Raw genomic sequence first — 14,720 nt, 5'->3', positions numbered from 1 at the left:
GCGAAGCGGTCGCCGCTTCGCTCCCTTTATTTTCGAGCGCATGACAAAATCTTCGGGCAGAGGATGCCGAGGCTTTTCCCGTTCCTCGTCAGCGAACGAAGCGCAAGGGATGCGAGGGGGTAGGGCCAAGCCTCCGCGACGAAGTCCACGGTGGAAAGACCCGACCAGCCGACCCCACGAGGTTCTTGTTGGGTGCTCCTGGAACCTGGGATGAAACCTGCCGTGGTCAGCCCGCCAGTCTTTCATCCGCTCGCCTAGCGGCGAAGGCCGAGCCATGCGCCCTCGCATCCCTCACGCTTCGCTCCTCGCCCCAGCGAAAATCCCGCGCCCCTTCTCCGTCAGCAGGTCCTGTCCCAAATTCCCCGACCGTCCCGCATGTAACCTGCGCTCCTATCTCGCCCTCGCCGCCGCCCCTTGAACGGGCGGGCGGGTGCGGCTAGGAGAAACCTGATTTTTCTAATCAGGATATCGCGCATGAGCCGCAACGAGCTTTCGCGCCGCGCCCTGGGGCGCTTGGGCCTCGGCGTGGCGAGCGCGGCGCTCTGGCGGGGACCGGCCTTCGCAAATACCTATCCCACGCGCATCGCGGTGATCGACTACGGGCTGGCCGAGGCGCTGATCCTGATCGGCCTGCCGCCGATCGCCGTCATGTCGGCGGAGGACTGGAAGATCTGGGTGGTGGAGCCCGCCCTGCCGCCCGGCACGGCCGATCTCGGCGCCTCGGTGGAGCCCAATTTCGAACGGCTCGCCGCGTTGAAGCCCGACCTGATCCTGACCACCGACTATGTGGCCATGGCCGAGCCGACGCTGCAGCGCATCGCGCCGGTGGAGCGGCTGACCATCCATGGTAGCGCCGACGGGTTCGAGCCCGTGCCGCGCTCGGTGGAGGTGACGCGCGCGCTCGGCCGCATCACCGGCCGCGAGAGCGAGGCCGAAGCTGCTATCGCAAGCTTCGACGCCGAGTTGGAGACGCTCGGCGCGCGGCTTCGCCCGCGCCACACGCGCGCGCTTCTCTTCCTGTCCTTTCTCGACCCGCGCCATGTGCGCGTCTACGGGCGCAAGGGGCTCTACGGCAATGTCCTGACCCGGCTCGGCCTGGAGAACGCCTGGGAGGGCGAGGTCAACAGCTGGGGCTTCGCGACGGTGGGCGTCGAGGAGCTGGTGAAGGCGGGCGAGGCCGAATGCGTCGTGATCGAGCCGGTCGCCGCCGACATCTGGCCGGCGCTGGCGCGCTCGCCCCTTTGGACGCATCTGCCTTTCGTAAGCGAGGGCCGCGTCGCCACCATGCCGGCCTCGCTGATGTTCGGGACCCTCCCCTCGGCCCTGCGCTTCGCCCGGCTTCTGGACAAGCTTCCCGAAGGGGGATCGGCATGAGCGCCGCCCACTCTGCCGCGCCCGCCAGCGGATCGCGCGCCGGCCTCGGCGCGCTGGCGATCCTGCTGCCGCTGACGCTGGCGACGGCGCTTGCCGCCGCCACGCTGCTAGGACCGCCGCTCGTCGCCCTCTGGCAAGGCGGGCTCAGCACGGCGGGCTACGACCCCGCGCGCATGGTGCTTCTCTACGCCACGCTGCCGCGCGCCGCGATGGCGCTCCTGTGCGGGGCGGCGCTCGGCGCCTCCGGCGCGCTGCTGCAGCAGGCGCTGCGCAATCCGCTGGCCTCGCCCACCACGCTCGGCATCGACGCGGGCGGGCGGCTGGCGCTGGCGGTGGCGACCCTCTGGGCGCCGGGGCTTCTGGGCTTCGGGCGTGATCTCGTGGCGTTGGGCGGCGCCGGGCTGTCGACGCTGCTGGTCTTCGCCCTGGTGCGCAAGCGCGGCTTCGCCGCCGTCACGCTGATTCTCGCCGGCCTCGTGGTCGGCCTTTATGCCGGCGCCCTCTCGGCCCTTCTGACGCTGCTCAACGAGCGCTATCTCGCCTCGCTCTTCATCTGGGGCGCGGGCTCGCTGAGCCAGCAAAGCTGGGACCCCGCGCTCCAGCTCAGCCTTCGCCTCGCCCTGCTCCTGCCGCTCGTGCTGCTCATCGTGCGCCCGCTCTCGCTGCTCGATCTCGACGATGCCAGCGCGCGCGCGCGCGGGCTGGATGCCGGAAAACTGCGCGCGATGGCGGTGTTTCTCGCCGTCCTGATCGCCGGCTTCGTGGTGAGCGCGGTGGGCGTCGTCGGCTTTATCGGCCTCGTCGCGCCGATCCTGTCGCGGCTTGCCGGCGCGCGGGGTTTTGGTGGGCGGCTGGGCGGCGCGGCCCTCATCGGCGCGCTGCTCCTGCTCCTGGCAGATTGCGGCGTGCAGCTTCTGGCCGGCGCCTCGGAAGCCTTCCTGCCGACCGGCGCCGTCACCGCGCTTCTCGGCTCGCCGCTCCTGCTCCTGCTTCTGCCGCGCCTGCCGCGCGCCGAGCGGCCGCCGCTCACTGCTGCGCCCATGGCCGGCGGGCCGCCGATGTCGCCCGCGCTGCGCGCCGCCCTCGTCCTCGGCGTCGGCCTGGGGCTGGCGGCCCTCGCGCTGTGCCTGGGGCGCGACGCGCTGACCGGCGCCTGGGCCTGGCTGGCGCCCGCCGAATTTTCGGAAATCCTCCCTTGGCGCTGGCCGCGTGTCCTCGGCGCGGCCAGCGCGGGCGTGATGCTCGGCCTTGCCGGCTTCATTCTTCAGCGCCTCACCGGCAACGAGATGGCGAGCCCCGAAGTGCTCGGCGTCAGCGCCGGGGCGGCCTTCGCCGCCGCGCTCTCGCTCTTCATCGCCGCAACGCCGCATGCCTCGCTGGTCGGCCTCATGGCGACGCTGGGGAGCCTGGCGGTGATCGGCGCCATCCTGGCGCTCGGCCGCCGTTCCGGCTTCCAGCCCGAGCGCGTGCTGCTGGCCGGCATCGCGCTGAACGCCCTGCTCGACGCGGTGGTGGGCGTTTTGTCGGCGACGGGCGATCCGCGCGCCCTCATGCTCTTTGCCTGGATGGCGGGCTCCACCAGCGGCCTTAGCGCTGGCGCGGCCTTGAGCGCGGCGGGCGGGGCGGTCCTATTCACGCTTCTGGCGCTCCTTGCCGCGCGCCCGCTGGCCCTCCTGCCGCTCGGCCCCCCCAGCGCGGCCTCGCTCGGCCTGCCGCTCGGCCGCGCCCGGCTGTTCCTGTTTCTGCTCGCCGCAGCGCTGGCGGCGGCGGCGACGCCCATCGTCGGCCCCCTCACCTTCGTCGGCCTGATGGCGCCCCATGCCGCCCGGATGCTCGGCTTCCACCGCGCCGCGCCGGCGCTTCTCGCCTCGGCGCTCGCCGGTGCCCTCCTGCTCGTCGCGGCCGACTGGCTCGGCCGCACCCTCGCCTATCCCTGGCAGATGCCGACCGGCATCGTCGCCGCACTGATCGGCGCGCCGGCCTTGATGCTGCTTCTCAACCGCCGCTCCGCCTGAGAGCCTGTTTGGAAACTCGGTCGGGTCGGTCCGACGGTTCTTTTTCGCCGTCGCTTCGTTGCCAATCCTCGCCGATGCGCCCTCGCATCCCTCAAGTTTGGCGCCTCGCGACACCCCAAAATCCCTCGCCGGCCCTCAGCCGCCGAGTCTCCAAACAGCCTCTGAGGTCCGCCATGCTCGACACGCTCACCCCGACCCCGGCCAGAAAGACCAAAGAGACACGGACCCAAGCCGGGGCGGGCGCCGGCTTCTCACTCAAGGGCGTCGCCTTCGACGTGCCGGGACGGCGCCTCTTGGAGGACATCTCGCTCGATCTGCCGGCGGGGCGCGTCGTCGGCCTCGTCGGCCACAACGGCTCGGGCAAGTCGACGCTCCTGAAGCTCCTGGCGCGGCAGGAAGTGCCCAGCGCCGGGCATCTCGCCTTCGGCGGCCGCAATCTCAAGACCTGGGGCTCGCGCGACTTCGCCCGCGCGGTGGCCTATCTCCCGCAGTCCACGCCCGCCGCGCCCGGCATGACGGTGCGAGAGCTGGTGGCGCTCGGCCGCTATCCCTGGCACGGGCCGTTCGGCCGCTTCCGCGAGACGGACCGGCAGAAAGTCGCCGAGGCGCTGGCGCTGACCGACACGGAGGCGATGGGCGACCGGGCGGTGGACGCGCTGTCGGGCGGCGAGCGCCAGCGCGTCTGGCTCGCCATGCTGGTGGCGCAGGATGCGGAATGCCTGCTTCTGGACGAGCCGATCTCGGCGCTCGACATCGCGCACCAGATCGAGATTCTAGACTTGGTTCGTCGGCTCAGTCATGAGCGCGGCGTCGGCGTCATCGCCGTGCTGCACGAGGTCAACATGGCCGCCCGCTTCTGCGACGAGATCCTGGCGCTGAAGGGCGGCCGGGTCGTCGCGCGCGGAACGCCGGGCGAGGTGGTCGCCGCCGGGCCGCTGCGTCGCATCTACGGGCTCGACATGGCGGTGATCGCCCATCCCGGCTCGGGCGATCCGATGGCCTTCCCGCTTTGAACGGGAAAGGGCCGGCCCTCGCGAGCCGACCCTCTCCTTCGTCGATAGGCCTCGCTCAGTCCGCCGCGGCAACGCGCACGATGGTCGAGGAGCCCTCGCCCTCGCGGCGCTCGGTCAGGGCATAGACCGCGCCGTCAGGGCCGACCTTCACGTCGCGGATGCGCGCTTCGAGCGGCACGCGCTCCTCGCTCTTCACGCGGTCGCCGTCGACATGCACGACGACGAGCCCCTGCGTGACCAGGCCGCCGATCAGGAAGGCGCCCTTCCAGGCCGGGAATTCGTCGCCCTGGTAGAAGGCCATGCCGGAGGGGCCGATCACCGGGTCCCAGTAATAGGCCGGCTGCTCCATGCCCTCGCCCGCCGTCTTGCCCTCGCCGATCGGGTTGCCGCCATAGTCCACGCCATAGGTGATGACCGGCCAGCCGTAGTTCTTCCCGGCCTCCGGGCGGTTCAGCTCGTCGCCGCCGCGCGCGCCGTGCTCCACCACCCAAAGCCGGCCCTCGCCATCCAGCGCGGCGGACTGGATGTTGCGGTGGCCGTAGCTCCAAATCGCGTCCTGCGCGTTCTCTCGGGCAAGGAATGGATTGTCCTCAGGGATCGACCCGTCGGCATTGATGCGGAAGACCTTGCCAAGGCCAGAATTCAAATCCTGCGCCTGATCGCGGATCGGCGTGTCGGAACGCTCGCCAACGCCGAGCAGGATCTTGCCGTCCGGCGCGAAGACGATGCGCGAGCCGAAATGTTTGTTGCCGTCATAGGCGGGGATCTGCTGGTAGACGACCTTCATGCCTTCCAGCTTGGCCGCGTCGCCGTCCATCACCAGCTTGGCGCTGCCGAGCGAGGTGCCGTTTCCGCCGCCCTCGCGCGGCTCGGAAAAGGTGAAGTAGATCATCCCGTCCTCGGCGAAGCCGGGCGACAGCGCGACGTCGAGAAGCCCGCCCTGGCCGCTGGACTCCACCTTCGGCACGCCCGAGACCTCGGTGCGCGTCTTGCCGTCGGCCGACAGCACCATCATCGCGCCCTTCTTGGCGGTGACGAGCATTCGGCCATCGGGAAGGAACTCCATGGCCCAGAGATGCGGCAGGCCGTCGGCCAGGACCGTGGTCTCGACCTTGGCCAGTTCAGTGGGCTGGGGCGCGCGCGTCTGCCCCTCGAAGGCGGGCTTCTGCGAGGGCGCGTTGGCCTCGGCGGTCTCGGCCGGTTTGCCGGGCGCGTTGCCGGCGTCCGGCAGGTTGCCGTCGACATGCGACAGACGGTCGGCCTCGGTGCCCTGCGACTGCGCCAAGGCGGGCGCGGCGCCGAGCAGCGTCGAGGCGAGAAGAAGGGCGAGGGTTCGGGATGTCGTGCGCATCGGGCAGAGGTCTCGCGAAAGGAGGGATGCGGCACGCCGGCCGCCTTGCCTCGGCAATTGGCGTCCCCTCCCCACGGAGCAACGCTGTTCCCGGCGAAGTGATTCGATCGTGTTCGCACGATCTAGCCGCGCACGCACGATCCATCCCTCTTGCGAAAGGCTCCTTTCCCGAACAAAAAAGGGCCCGCCTGCGCGAGCCCTTTCTCTATGCGTCGAAGGCGTTTTGCCTCAGACCTGCGGCCACTTGTGGTGGAACGTGCCGTCCTGGTCGAGCCGGTGGAACGTGTGAGCGCCGAACAGGTCGCGCTGCGCCTGGGTGAGGTTGGTCGTGCCCCGCGCCCGGCGGTAGTCGTCGAAATAGGCGAGCGCCGCCGAAAGCGCCGGCACCGGCAAGCCGGCCAGCGCCGCCTTGGCGACCACGCGCCGAAGGCTCGCCTGGCCCTGGCGCACGCGGTCGGCGAAGCTCGGCGCCTGCAGGAGGTTCACCACCGCCCCGCCGCTCTCGTAGGCCTGCGTGATGTCGTCCAGGAAGCGCGAACGGATGATGCAGCCGGCGCGCCAGATGCGCGCGATCTCGCCGAGCGGCAGGTTCCAGCCGAACTCGCGGCTGGCATCCGCCATCACGGCGTAGCCCTGCGCATAGGCGATGATCTTGGCCGTTTCCAGCGCCGCTTCCAGCTCGGCCAGGCCCTCGTGGTCGGTGTGGAACTCGGCGCGTGCGGTGTCGAGCGTGCCGAACAGCTTGGCCGCGTCGCCGCGCTCGGCCCGGCGCGAGGAGATGCCGCGCGCCGAGACGGCCGCTTCCAGCGTGGTGGCGCCGACGCCGAGCTTCTGCGCCTCGATCACCGACCAGCGGCCGGTGCCCTTCTGGCCGGCCTCGTCGACGATCACGTCCACCAGCGCCTTGCCGGTCTCCGGGTCCTTCTCGCGAAGGGTCACGGCGGTGATCTCGATGAGGTAGGACTGGAGGCCGCGCGTGTTCCAGTCGGCGAAGATGTCCGACATCTCGCCGGCCGAAAGGCCGACGCCGTCGCGCAGAATGCCGTAGATCTCGGCGATCATCTGCATGTCGGCATATTCGATGCCGTTGTGGATGGTCTTGACGAAATGGCCGGCGCCGTCCGTGCCCAGCCAGTCGACGCAAGGCGCGCCGCCGAACTTGGCCGAGATCGGCTCAAGCAGCGGCTTCAGGCGCTCCCACACGGCGCGATCGCCGCCCACCATGATGGAAGGGCCGTGGCGCGCCCCTTCCTCGCCGCCCGACACGCCCATGCCGACGAAGTGGATGCCGGTGCCCTTGATCTCGCGCTCGCGGCGCACCGTGTCGTTGAAATCGGCATTGCCGGCGTCGATCAGGATGTCGCCAGGGGCAAGATGGGGCAGGACGAGAGCGATCTGGTCGTCCACCGGCTTGCCCGCGTTGACCATCAGCACCACGACGCGCGGGCTCTTCAAGACGCCGACGAAATGCTCGATCGAGTCCGTCGGCACCAAGCGCTCGGCCAGTTCCGGGTTGTTGTCTCGCACGCCATAGGCCTTCTCGACCGTGCGGTTGCCGAGCGCCACGGTGAAGCGGCCGTTGTCGGCGAAGTTCAGCGCCAGGTTGGCGCCCATCGTGCCCATGCCCAGCACGCCGAGATCGGCTCGGGTCTGCTCGCTCATCGTCCTTGTCCCCTTTTGGGCCGCCCCCTCCCGGCGGCGGTGTCGCCTCGTGAAAAAGGCGCCGGGTCGCCCCGCCGCCTTCTCGACTGTCCGGTTCAGGCCTTCAGGCGCTCGGCGTGATAGCGCAGGTGATCGTCCATGAAGGTCGAGATGAAATTATAGGAATGGTCGTAGCCCTCGCGCATGTTGAGGGTCAGCTTGATGCCGGCGCGCTCGCAGGCCTTGGCCAGGAGCTGCGGACGGAGCCCCGTTTCCAGGAAGCTGTCGGCCGTGCCCTGGTCGACATAGAACTCGGGAAAGCGCTTGCCGTCCTCGATCAGCGCCACCGTGTCGTAGTCGCGCTGCGACTTGGCGCCGACGCCGAGATACTTGTCAAAGGCCGGCTTCGACCAATCCGCCGTGGTCGGCTGCACGATCGGCGCGAAGGCCGAGGCCGAGCGATAGGTCTCGGGGTTGCGTAGCGCGATCGTGAAGGCGCCGTGGCCGCCCATGGAATGGCCGAAAATGCCCTGGCGCTTCATGTCGGCGGGAAAATGCGTCGCGAGATAGCTCGGCAGCTCGTCCGTGACGTAGCTGTACATCCGGTAGTTCTCGGCATAGGGCGCGCGCGTCGCGTCGAGATAGAAGCCGGCGCCCGAGCCGAACTGCCAATTGTCCGTCTCGTCCGGCACGTTCGGGCCGCGCGGGCTGGTGTCGGGCAGAACGATCATCAGCCCGAGCTCGGCGGCGAGCCGGCGATACTCGCCCTTGTCCATGGCGTTCTGGTGCGTGCAGGTGAGGCCCGACAGGAACCAGAGCACGGGAACGCGCCCTTCGCTCGCCTGCGGCGGGGTGAACACGGCGAACTTCATGGCCGTGTCGGTCGACCGCGAATGGTGGACATAGACCCCCTGCGTGCCGCCATGGGCCTTCGCGGTGGATACGATATCGAGCGGCATGGTCAATGGTCCTTGCGAGACGGCAATCAGGAAAGCGCTGCGGCGGCGCCCGCGCGGCGTCGCATATCGATATGGGGAATGTCGTCTTCGAGATAGGGCTCCGACACGGGCTGGAAGCCGTGCTTGCCATAAAAGGATTGAAGATGGCTTTGCGCCGAGAGGAGAATGTCGGCTTCCGGCCAGCGCTCGGCGCACAAGCGAAGGGCCTCGGCCATCATGAGATGACCGAGGCCCGTGCCGCGATGGGCCGGCGCGGTGGCGATGCGCCCGATGCGGGCGGCATTCCTCTCCGCCTCGTCCCCCTTCGACTCGTCAGGCGCGAAAAGGCGCAGGCACCCGGCGAGCGCGCCGCCCTCCTCCAGGCGGAGAAGATGCAGCGCGTCCGGGTCCCGCCCGTCGATCTCGGCGAAGGCGCAGGCCTGCTCCACCACGAACACGTCGCAGCGCAGCTTCAACAGATCGTGCAGCTCGCGCAGGTGAAGCGCGTCGAACCGCCGCCAGCGCCATTCGCCGGGTTTCATCCTCAGTAGACGACCACCGAGCGGATCGACTTGCCCTCGTGCATGAGGTCGAAGGCGGTGTTGATCTCGTCCAGCGGCATGGTGTGGGTGATGAGATCGTCGATGTTGATCTTCCCCTCCATGTACCAGTCGACGATCTTGGGAACGTCGGTGCGCCCGCGCGCGCCGCCGAAGGCCGTGCCCTTCCAGACACGGCCGGTGACGAGCTGGAACGGACGGGTGGAGATTTCCTTGCCCGCCTCCGCCACGCCGATGATGATCGATTCGCCCCAGCCGCGATGGCAGCATTCCAGAGCCTGGCGCATGACCTCGGTGTTGCCGGTCGCATCGAACGAGAAGTCGGCGCCGCCGCCGGTGAGATCGAGGATCGCCTGCACGACCTTGTCGCGGCCGACCTCGGCCGGGTTGATGAAGTCGGTCATGCCGAACTTGCGGGCCATCTCGACCTTGCCGGGGTTGAGATCGACGCCGATGATCTTGTCGGCGCCGACCATGCGGGCGCCCTGGATCACGTTGAGGCCGATGCCGCCCAAGCCGAACACGACGACATTGGCGCCCGGCCAGACCTTGGCGGTGTAGAGCACCGCGCCGATGCCGGTGGTGACGCCGCAGCCGATGTAGCAGATCTTGTCGAAGGGCGCGTCCTCGCGCACCTTGGCGACCGCGATCTCGGGCAGGACGGTGAAGTTCGAGAAGGTCGAGCAGCCCATGTAGTGGAACACGGTCGACTCGTCGCAGCGGAAACGGCTCGTGCCGTCCGGCATCAGGCCTTGGCCCTGCGTGGAGCGGATGGCGGTGCACAGGTTCGTGCGCTGCGACAGGCAGCTCTTACAATTGCGGCATTCGGGCGTGTAGAGCGGAATCACATGGTCGCCCGGCTTCACCGAGGTGACGCCCGCGCCCACTTCGCGCACGATGCCGGCGCCCTCGTGGCCGAGAATGGCGGGGAACTTGCCCTCCGAATCGAGGCCCGACAGCGTGTAGGCGTCGGTGTGGCAGACGCCCGTCGCCATGATCTCGACCAGGACCTCGCCCGGCTGCGGCCCGCGAATGTCGACGGTCTCGATGGTGAGCGGCTTGCCGGCTTCCCAAGCCACGGCGGCACGTGATTTCATCGTCTTCGCATCCCCATCCCGAGGCCACGCCCGAGCGACGCGGCGTTTGCAATCGGCCCTCGATACACGAAGCATGGCGGGTCGCGCCACCATGGGAGCGACAAGCATCGGTGCCTGTTCGACAAATTTGCCGACATCGGGACTCTGGCGGGACCCCAATGCACCTGTTCAAAGGCCGAGGGCGAGAGCCACCGAATCGCGGCTCAGCCGCCGAAGCGGGACCGCGTAGACCAAAAGCGGGGCGACAAGGCGAACCGCTATCGCGCATCCGTCGCGGCGAGCGTCAGCGGCAGGCCGGCCAGTGCCAGCGCGCCGTCCAGCGCGTCCCCCAGCGGCTCGGACAGGCGCTTGGCCAGTGCCTGCGGCAGATAGGGCTGCACCGCGCCGGCAAGGCCACCGATCAGCGCGATGCGCGGGCAGCCCGCCGCCTCCAGCGCGGCGGCGAGCGCGGCCAGGGCGTCGCCCGCCCCTTCCATCAGAAGCTGGGCGATCCGGTCGCCCCGCTCGGCATGGAGCGTGACGAGCGGCGCCAGCGCGGCATAGTCGGTCGGCGTCGCCCCGTCGCACCAATGCGTCATCGCCGCCGCTCGGCCGCCGAAGCGCTCGATCAGCGCCTCGGTCAGCGGCGTCGGCACCGCCCGCCCGTCGATCGCCTGGAACGCCGCCTCCATGGCAGCAAGGCCCAGCCGCGCGCCCGAGCCCTCGTCCGAGGCGGGAAAGCCGTAGCCGCCGAAACGCAGCGCATGCCCCGTGCGCAGCCCGTAGGCGATGGAGCCCGTGCCGGCGATCACCACGCCGCCTTCCGCGCCGCCATGGGCGCCGAGACACGCGATCGTGCCGTCGTCGGTCAGTTGCAGACTCTCGAACGGATGAGGGCGAACCGTGAAGTCGGCCGCGATGCCCTCGCGGCGATAGCCGGCTATTCCGGCGGCCGCGCGCACCCGAGTAAACGCGAAGGGGCCAAGCTCGGCGGCGCGCCATGCCTCGCGCGCCGCCCCCATCATCGAGTCGAACACCGCTTCCACGCCCAAGCGCGCCGAGGCCGGCCCGGCCGCACCCTCGCCGAACACGGTGCCGCTTTCATCGATCAGCCGCGCGCGGCAACTCGTGCCGCCCGCGTCGATGCCCAGAAACAAGGTGCTCATGCCGTTCTCCCGAATCAGGGGCGATCATGCGCGGCGCCCGGCCGGGTGGCGAGAGGGGGAGGCGTGAAATCGCGAACGCCGGCGGGACCGATCGTCTCGTGTATCCCTGGCCCGTCAGTCCCTCTCGCCCAGCGCGGCGCTGGCAGCGCGGATCGTGTCGATCGTCGCGACCGCTCCGCCGCAGACCACGACGAGAACGGAGCGAAAGGCGGAGAGATCGGCCGCCCCGTCCGAGACGGCGGCAAGCGCCGCGCCGCAGGCGGGCTCCACCAGGATGCGATGGTCGTCCAGAAAGCGCTCGCAGGCTCCGAGCGCCGCGCGGTCGTCGACGAGAACGGGGCGGATGTCGTGGCTTTGCGTGAGCGCGAAGGCCTGCTCGCAGACCTCTCGCGCCGCCAGCGAAGTGGCGACGGTGGAAATCGCCTCCAGCGTGACGCGCCGCCCGGCCTCCACCGAGCGGGTGAGAGAGGCCGCGCCCTCGGTTTCCACCGCGAAGATCGGGCAGGTTTCAAGCTTGTTGCGCCGCAGCCCCTCCACCACGCCGGACAGCAGCCCGCCGCCGCCGACCGAGAGCACCACCGCGTCGAAGCCCGGCCCCTGGCGCAGGGCCTCGTCGATCAGGCTGGCATGGCCCTCCCACAGAAGCGGATCGTCGAACGGATGGAGAAAAGCGGTCTCCCCGTCCACCAGCGAGAGGGCCAGCGCGTTCGCCTCGTGCCAAGCCGCGCCGTGGACCCGCAGCTCCGCCCCTTCCGCCTCGATCAGAGCGCGCGCCCGCGCGCTCGTGGTTTCCGGCACGACCACGGTGACGGGCAAGCCGAGCCTTCGCCCGGCATAGGCGACGGCAAGGCCCGCATTGCCGCCGGAGGAGGAGACGAAGCGGCGCTTGCCGACTTGCGCATGGCGCTCGCAGGCATGGCCGATGCCGCGAATCTTGAAGGAGCCCGGCGGCTGAAGCGCCTCCAGCTTCAGCCAGACGGAAAGGCCCGGCCGCCCGAGGCTGGACGACTCGATCAGCGGCGTCTCGATGTGAAGCGGCATGGCCTTTCCTTCTCCGTGTTTTCCCTGCGCGGCGCGGGGCAGGCCGGGACAGGATCGAAGGGCGCCTGACAAAACCTCAGGGGGTCGGCTGGTCGGGTCTTCTGAGGCTTCGTCGCGAACGCTTGGCTGTGTCGCTGGCATCGCTCAAGCTTCGATCCTCTTCCCCGGACAAAACTCCTCGACCATCCTCCGCCCAAAGGTTCTGTTAGGCACTCCAAATCATCCGCTCGGTTCGCCGCTCAGGGTCTTGCCCTACGCTCATAAGGCGCTCGCGGCACTGGGAAAAGACGCGCCTCCGCGACAGACGAAGGCGACGACGATTTCCAGGGACAGCCATGCCGCCAGCGGCGAGGTTAGCCGGCGCTCGATCTTCCCAGCCTTTCCGACACCCCGTCCCGGCCCTTTACCGGGCGGGGTCGGCCCGGGAATACCAGAGCGCCAGGGCGTCGATCTGCTCCTCCGTCATGTTCGAGGCGATCGGGATCATGACATGGTTGGAAGGCGTGCCGCCGCGATGATCGTCCTTCCAGAGCTGGAGCTGGGTGGCGATGAACCATTCCGGCTGGCCGGCGATGCGAGGATGGCTTGGGTTGCGCGCTCGCCCGCTGGCGCCATGGCAGGTCTCGCAGGCAGCGAGCTTGCGCTCGGGCAGGCCTTCCTCCGCGATGCGCCGGCCGAGTTCGGACAAGCCCGCCGTGCTATAAGGTGGCCCGTTGGCGGCGGCGGGGTCGAGCGCGGCCGCCGCGCCCGAGGGGGCGGGCTCGACGTCGGGTGCCCCGGGGCCGATGCTGCCGCGCGGCAGGCGCGCGGCGCCCTCGTACCCGATCGCGACGCCGGCGGGCGGCGGGATCGGTCCGCTCGCAGCGGGGCCGGGGTCCTGCGCGGCATACCAGGCGGCGAGTTCGCGCAGCGTCGCTTCCTCGTGAATACCGGCGGCGGGCGTCATGATGCCACTTTCGCGCGTGCCCGAGGCATAGGCCAGGAGCGTCGCCGCGAGATAGGCCTCCGGCTGGCCGGCAATGTTGGGGAAGGCGCCCGGCGCGCCGCGTCCGCGCCCGTCATAACCATGGCAGCGCGCGCAGTCGGCGAGCGCTGGCGCGGCCTTCTCGCCCAGCGCGGCAAGGCCCGGGATCAGGGCCGGCGCGGCGCCGGCCTTGCCGGCTTGGCCTCCGCCCAGCGCCAGATCGGCATAGGTCTCAGCCTTCATGCCCGGCAGGGCGCGCAGGAAGGCGACCATGGACCAGACTTCGTCGGGCCGCGACGGGGCGGTCCAGGCCGGCATGCCGGAATATTTGATGCCGTGAAGGCCCAGCCAGAACAATTCGCGGTCCCGCCAATGGCCGACATTGTCCTCCAGGCGCGGCGGCGGCGGCACCATGGCCTGCGTCAGCGGCGACTGTTTCTCGCCCGGCGCGCTGTGGCAGGGGGCGCAGCCGCTGGCGAAATGCCCCGCCGCGCGCTGCACCAGAAGGGGGTCTGCGAGATCGACGCCGGCCGGCACCGCGATCGGCAGCGCCTGCGTCACCACCGCACGGTTGAAGGTCCAATGGAGAAACCATTCGACGGGGGCGAAATGGCCCGAGGAGGCGGCGATCGAGACGAGGCCCGAGCCGCCGACGAGGAGCGCGCCGGCCACGCCGATCGCCGGCAAAAGGGCGAGGCGGCGCCACGTAATCTCGACGGTTCGCTTCATGGACGCGCCTCCGCCGGTCTGGTGTTGAGAACGCCGGCAAGCAGCGCGATGCCGCCCGCGAGATAGGCCGCGCCGCCGACCGCGAGCATGAGCGTGCCGCCGAGCTGCTGGTCTTCCAGCGGAGTCAGCGTCGCCAGCGGCGAGCAAAGCGTGCCGCAGCGATAGAGCGGGCGGGGCGCGAGCAGGAGCAGCGCGCCGAGCAGCGTCATGTGCATGGAGGTGAGCAGCAGGCCGGCTGCGCCTGCGGCGCGCGCGCCGGTGCGCTGGCTGCCGAGGCTGCCGAGTGCCGCCGTCCAGAGGAAGAGGCCGGCGAGCAGGAATGAGGCCTGTTCGAGGGCGAAGAGCGCCAGACTCTGGCGCGCCGCGTCATGCAGGGCCGGCGCGTGCCAACCCCAGATTAGAAGGAATTCCAGAAGCGCCGCCGGCAGGACGAAACGCCCGGCTCCGGCGCCCGCCGGCAGAAGGCGGGAGCGCGCGAGGCCGAAGGCCAGAAGCGGCGCGGCCAAAGCGACGACGCCCATATGCAGGATCATATGTGCGGCGAAGGACGTCTCGGCCCGCGCCGGCAGCGGCCCGAACCAGGCAGCGACCAGCACGAGGAGCGCCAAGGCCAGCGGCGCGTGCCGGCGCATCCATGCCTTGCGGCCCAGGGGAGCCGGGCGGACGGGCTCGGGCGGGATGTCCCAGCGCGACGGGATCATCGGCAGTCCGCCACGAGAAGCACCGGCAGGGCGGTGAAGACGATGGCGAGGAAGGAGAGGCCGGACAAAAGCACGGAGGCAAGTTCCATCTGCCGCTCGCGATCGGCCTCGGTCGGCTTGTCGTGCGGCGGCTCGCCGCCCTCCGCCCGCC

12 protein-coding genes are annotated in these 14,720 nt (G+C 70.1%); 3 read left to right on the top strand and 9 right to left on the bottom strand.

Going from position 1 to position 14,720, the window contains the following annotated elements:
* Window positions 1-474 precede the first annotated feature (474 nt).
* The 3 genes from AUL32_RS12520 to AUL32_RS12510 all read left to right on the top strand — a co-directional run bounded on the left by AUL32_RS12520 (window position 475) and on the right by AUL32_RS12510 (window position 4,402).
* The gene (locus AUL32_RS12520) at window positions 475-1,374 is read left to right on the top strand and encodes an ABC transporter substrate-binding protein (RefSeq protein ID WP_062115450.1); all 900 of its coding nucleotides are present in this window, start codon (window positions 475-477) and stop codon (window positions 1,372-1,374) included.
* Window positions 1,371-3,389 (top strand): Fe(3+)-hydroxamate ABC transporter permease FhuB, encoded by a 2,019-nt coding sequence (gene fhuB / locus AUL32_RS12515; RefSeq protein ID WP_062115448.1) that lies wholly within the window; start codon window positions 1,371-1,373, stop codon window positions 3,387-3,389. The genes AUL32_RS12520 and fhuB overlap by 4 nt, the downstream gene beginning before the upstream one ends.
* A gap of 173 nt (window positions 3,390-3,562) precedes the next feature.
* Window positions 3,563-4,402 carry an ABC transporter ATP-binding protein gene (locus AUL32_RS12510; protein ID WP_062115444.1) on the top strand — a complete coding sequence of 280 codons (840 nt, stop codon included), beginning with the start codon at window positions 3,563-3,565 and terminating at the stop codon, window positions 4,400-4,402.
* A 55-nt stretch (window positions 4,403-4,457) separates the two neighbouring features.
* On the opposite strand, the gene AUL32_RS12505 is transcribed toward AUL32_RS12510, so the two are convergent.
* From AUL32_RS12505 to AUL32_RS12465, 9 genes are all read right to left on the bottom strand, one after another.
* Window positions 4,458-5,753: a PQQ-dependent sugar dehydrogenase gene (locus tag AUL32_RS12505; RefSeq protein WP_062115442.1), complete on the bottom strand. Its 1,296-nt coding sequence runs from the start codon at window positions 5,751-5,753 to the stop codon at window positions 4,458-4,460.
* A 228-nt stretch (window positions 5,754-5,981) separates the two neighbouring features.
* Complete coding sequence (gene gndA, locus AUL32_RS12500; protein ID WP_061973360.1) at window positions 5,982-7,415, bottom strand: NADP-dependent phosphogluconate dehydrogenase; 1,434 nt, start codon at window positions 7,413-7,415, stop codon at window positions 5,982-5,984.
* Window positions 7,416-7,510: 95 nt separating this feature from the next.
* Window positions 7,511-8,353: an S-formylglutathione hydrolase gene (gene fghA / locus AUL32_RS12495; RefSeq protein ID WP_062115439.1), complete on the bottom strand. Its 843-nt coding sequence runs from the start codon at window positions 8,351-8,353 to the stop codon at window positions 7,511-7,513.
* A gap of 26 nt (window positions 8,354-8,379) precedes the next feature.
* Window positions 8,380-8,874, bottom strand: coding sequence for a GNAT family N-acetyltransferase (locus AUL32_RS12490; protein WP_062115436.1), 495 nt, complete (start codon window positions 8,872-8,874; stop codon window positions 8,380-8,382).
* Between the two features lie 2 nt (window positions 8,875-8,876).
* Window positions 8,877-9,989 (bottom strand): S-(hydroxymethyl)glutathione dehydrogenase/class III alcohol dehydrogenase, encoded by a 1,113-nt coding sequence (locus AUL32_RS12485; protein WP_061973355.1) that lies wholly within the window; start codon window positions 9,987-9,989, stop codon window positions 8,877-8,879.
* A 257-nt stretch (window positions 9,990-10,246) separates the two neighbouring features.
* Window positions 10,247-11,134, bottom strand: coding sequence for a BadF/BadG/BcrA/BcrD ATPase family protein (locus AUL32_RS12480; RefSeq protein WP_062115434.1), 888 nt, complete (start codon window positions 11,132-11,134; stop codon window positions 10,247-10,249).
* Window positions 11,135-11,248: 114 nt separating this feature from the next.
* On the bottom strand, window positions 11,249-12,175 hold the full coding sequence (locus tag AUL32_RS12475; protein ID WP_062115431.1) for a pyridoxal-phosphate dependent enzyme: 927 nt from the start codon (window positions 12,173-12,175) through the stop codon (window positions 11,249-11,251).
* 403 nt (window positions 12,176-12,578) lie between these two features.
* The gene (locus AUL32_RS12470; RefSeq protein WP_062115428.1) at window positions 12,579-13,868 is read right to left on the bottom strand and encodes a c-type cytochrome; all 1,290 of its coding nucleotides are present in this window, start codon (window positions 13,866-13,868) and stop codon (window positions 12,579-12,581) included.
* Window positions 13,865-14,569, bottom strand: a complete 705-nt coding sequence (locus AUL32_RS12465; RefSeq protein WP_244497854.1) for a cytochrome c oxidase assembly protein — start codon at window positions 14,567-14,569, stop codon at window positions 13,865-13,867. Before AUL32_RS12465 ends, AUL32_RS12470 begins: the two co-directional genes overlap by 4 nt.
* Between the last annotated feature and the right edge of the window lie 151 nt (window positions 14,570-14,720).

Origin of the sequence: Aureimonas sp. AU40, assembly GCF_001463785.1 — a bacterium.
Taxonomy (GTDB): domain Bacteria; phylum Pseudomonadota; class Alphaproteobacteria; order Rhizobiales; family Rhizobiaceae; genus Aureimonas.
Note: the sequence above shows the minus strand (reverse complement) of the source record. Positions and strands in the feature narration are given on the sequence as shown.

What these genes read in the sequence shown, in the direction of transcription:
- AUL32_RS12520 (WP_062115450.1), top strand. Translation starts at nt 475, where the DNA reads ATGAGCCGCAACGAGCTTTCGCGCCGCGCCCTGGGGCGCTTGGGCCTC.
- fhuB (WP_062115448.1), top strand. Translation starts at nt 1,371, where the DNA reads ATGAGCGCCGCCCACTCTGCCGCGCCCGCCAGCGGATCGCGCGCCGGC.
- AUL32_RS12510 (WP_062115444.1), top strand. Translation starts at nt 3,563, where the DNA reads ATGCTCGACACGCTCACCCCGACCCCGGCCAGAAAGACCAAAGAGACA.
- AUL32_RS12505 (WP_062115442.1), bottom strand. Translation starts at nt 5,753, where the DNA reads ATGCGCACGACATCCCGAACCCTCGCCCTTCTTCTCGCCTCGACGCTG.
- gndA (WP_061973360.1), bottom strand. Translation starts at nt 7,415, where the DNA reads ATGAGCGAGCAGACCCGAGCCGATCTCGGCGTGCTGGGCATGGGCACG.
- fghA (WP_062115439.1), bottom strand. Translation starts at nt 8,353, where the DNA reads ATGCCGCTCGATATCGTATCCACCGCGAAGGCCCATGGCGGCACGCAG.
- AUL32_RS12490 (WP_062115436.1), bottom strand. Translation starts at nt 8,874, where the DNA reads ATGAAACCCGGCGAATGGCGCTGGCGGCGGTTCGACGCGCTTCACCTG.
- AUL32_RS12485 (WP_061973355.1), bottom strand. Translation starts at nt 9,989, where the DNA reads ATGAAATCACGTGCCGCCGTGGCTTGGGAAGCCGGCAAGCCGCTCACC.
- AUL32_RS12480 (WP_062115434.1), bottom strand. Translation starts at nt 11,134, where the DNA reads ATGAGCACCTTGTTTCTGGGCATCGACGCGGGCGGCACGAGTTGCCGC.
- AUL32_RS12475 (WP_062115431.1), bottom strand. Translation starts at nt 12,175, where the DNA reads ATGCCGCTTCACATCGAGACGCCGCTGATCGAGTCGTCCAGCCTCGGG.
- AUL32_RS12470 (WP_062115428.1), bottom strand. Translation starts at nt 13,868, where the DNA reads ATGAAGCGAACCGTCGAGATTACGTGGCGCCGCCTCGCCCTTTTGCCG.
- AUL32_RS12465 (WP_244497854.1), bottom strand. Translation starts at nt 14,569, where the DNA reads ATGATCCCGTCGCGCTGGGACATCCCGCCCGAGCCCGTCCGCCCGGCT.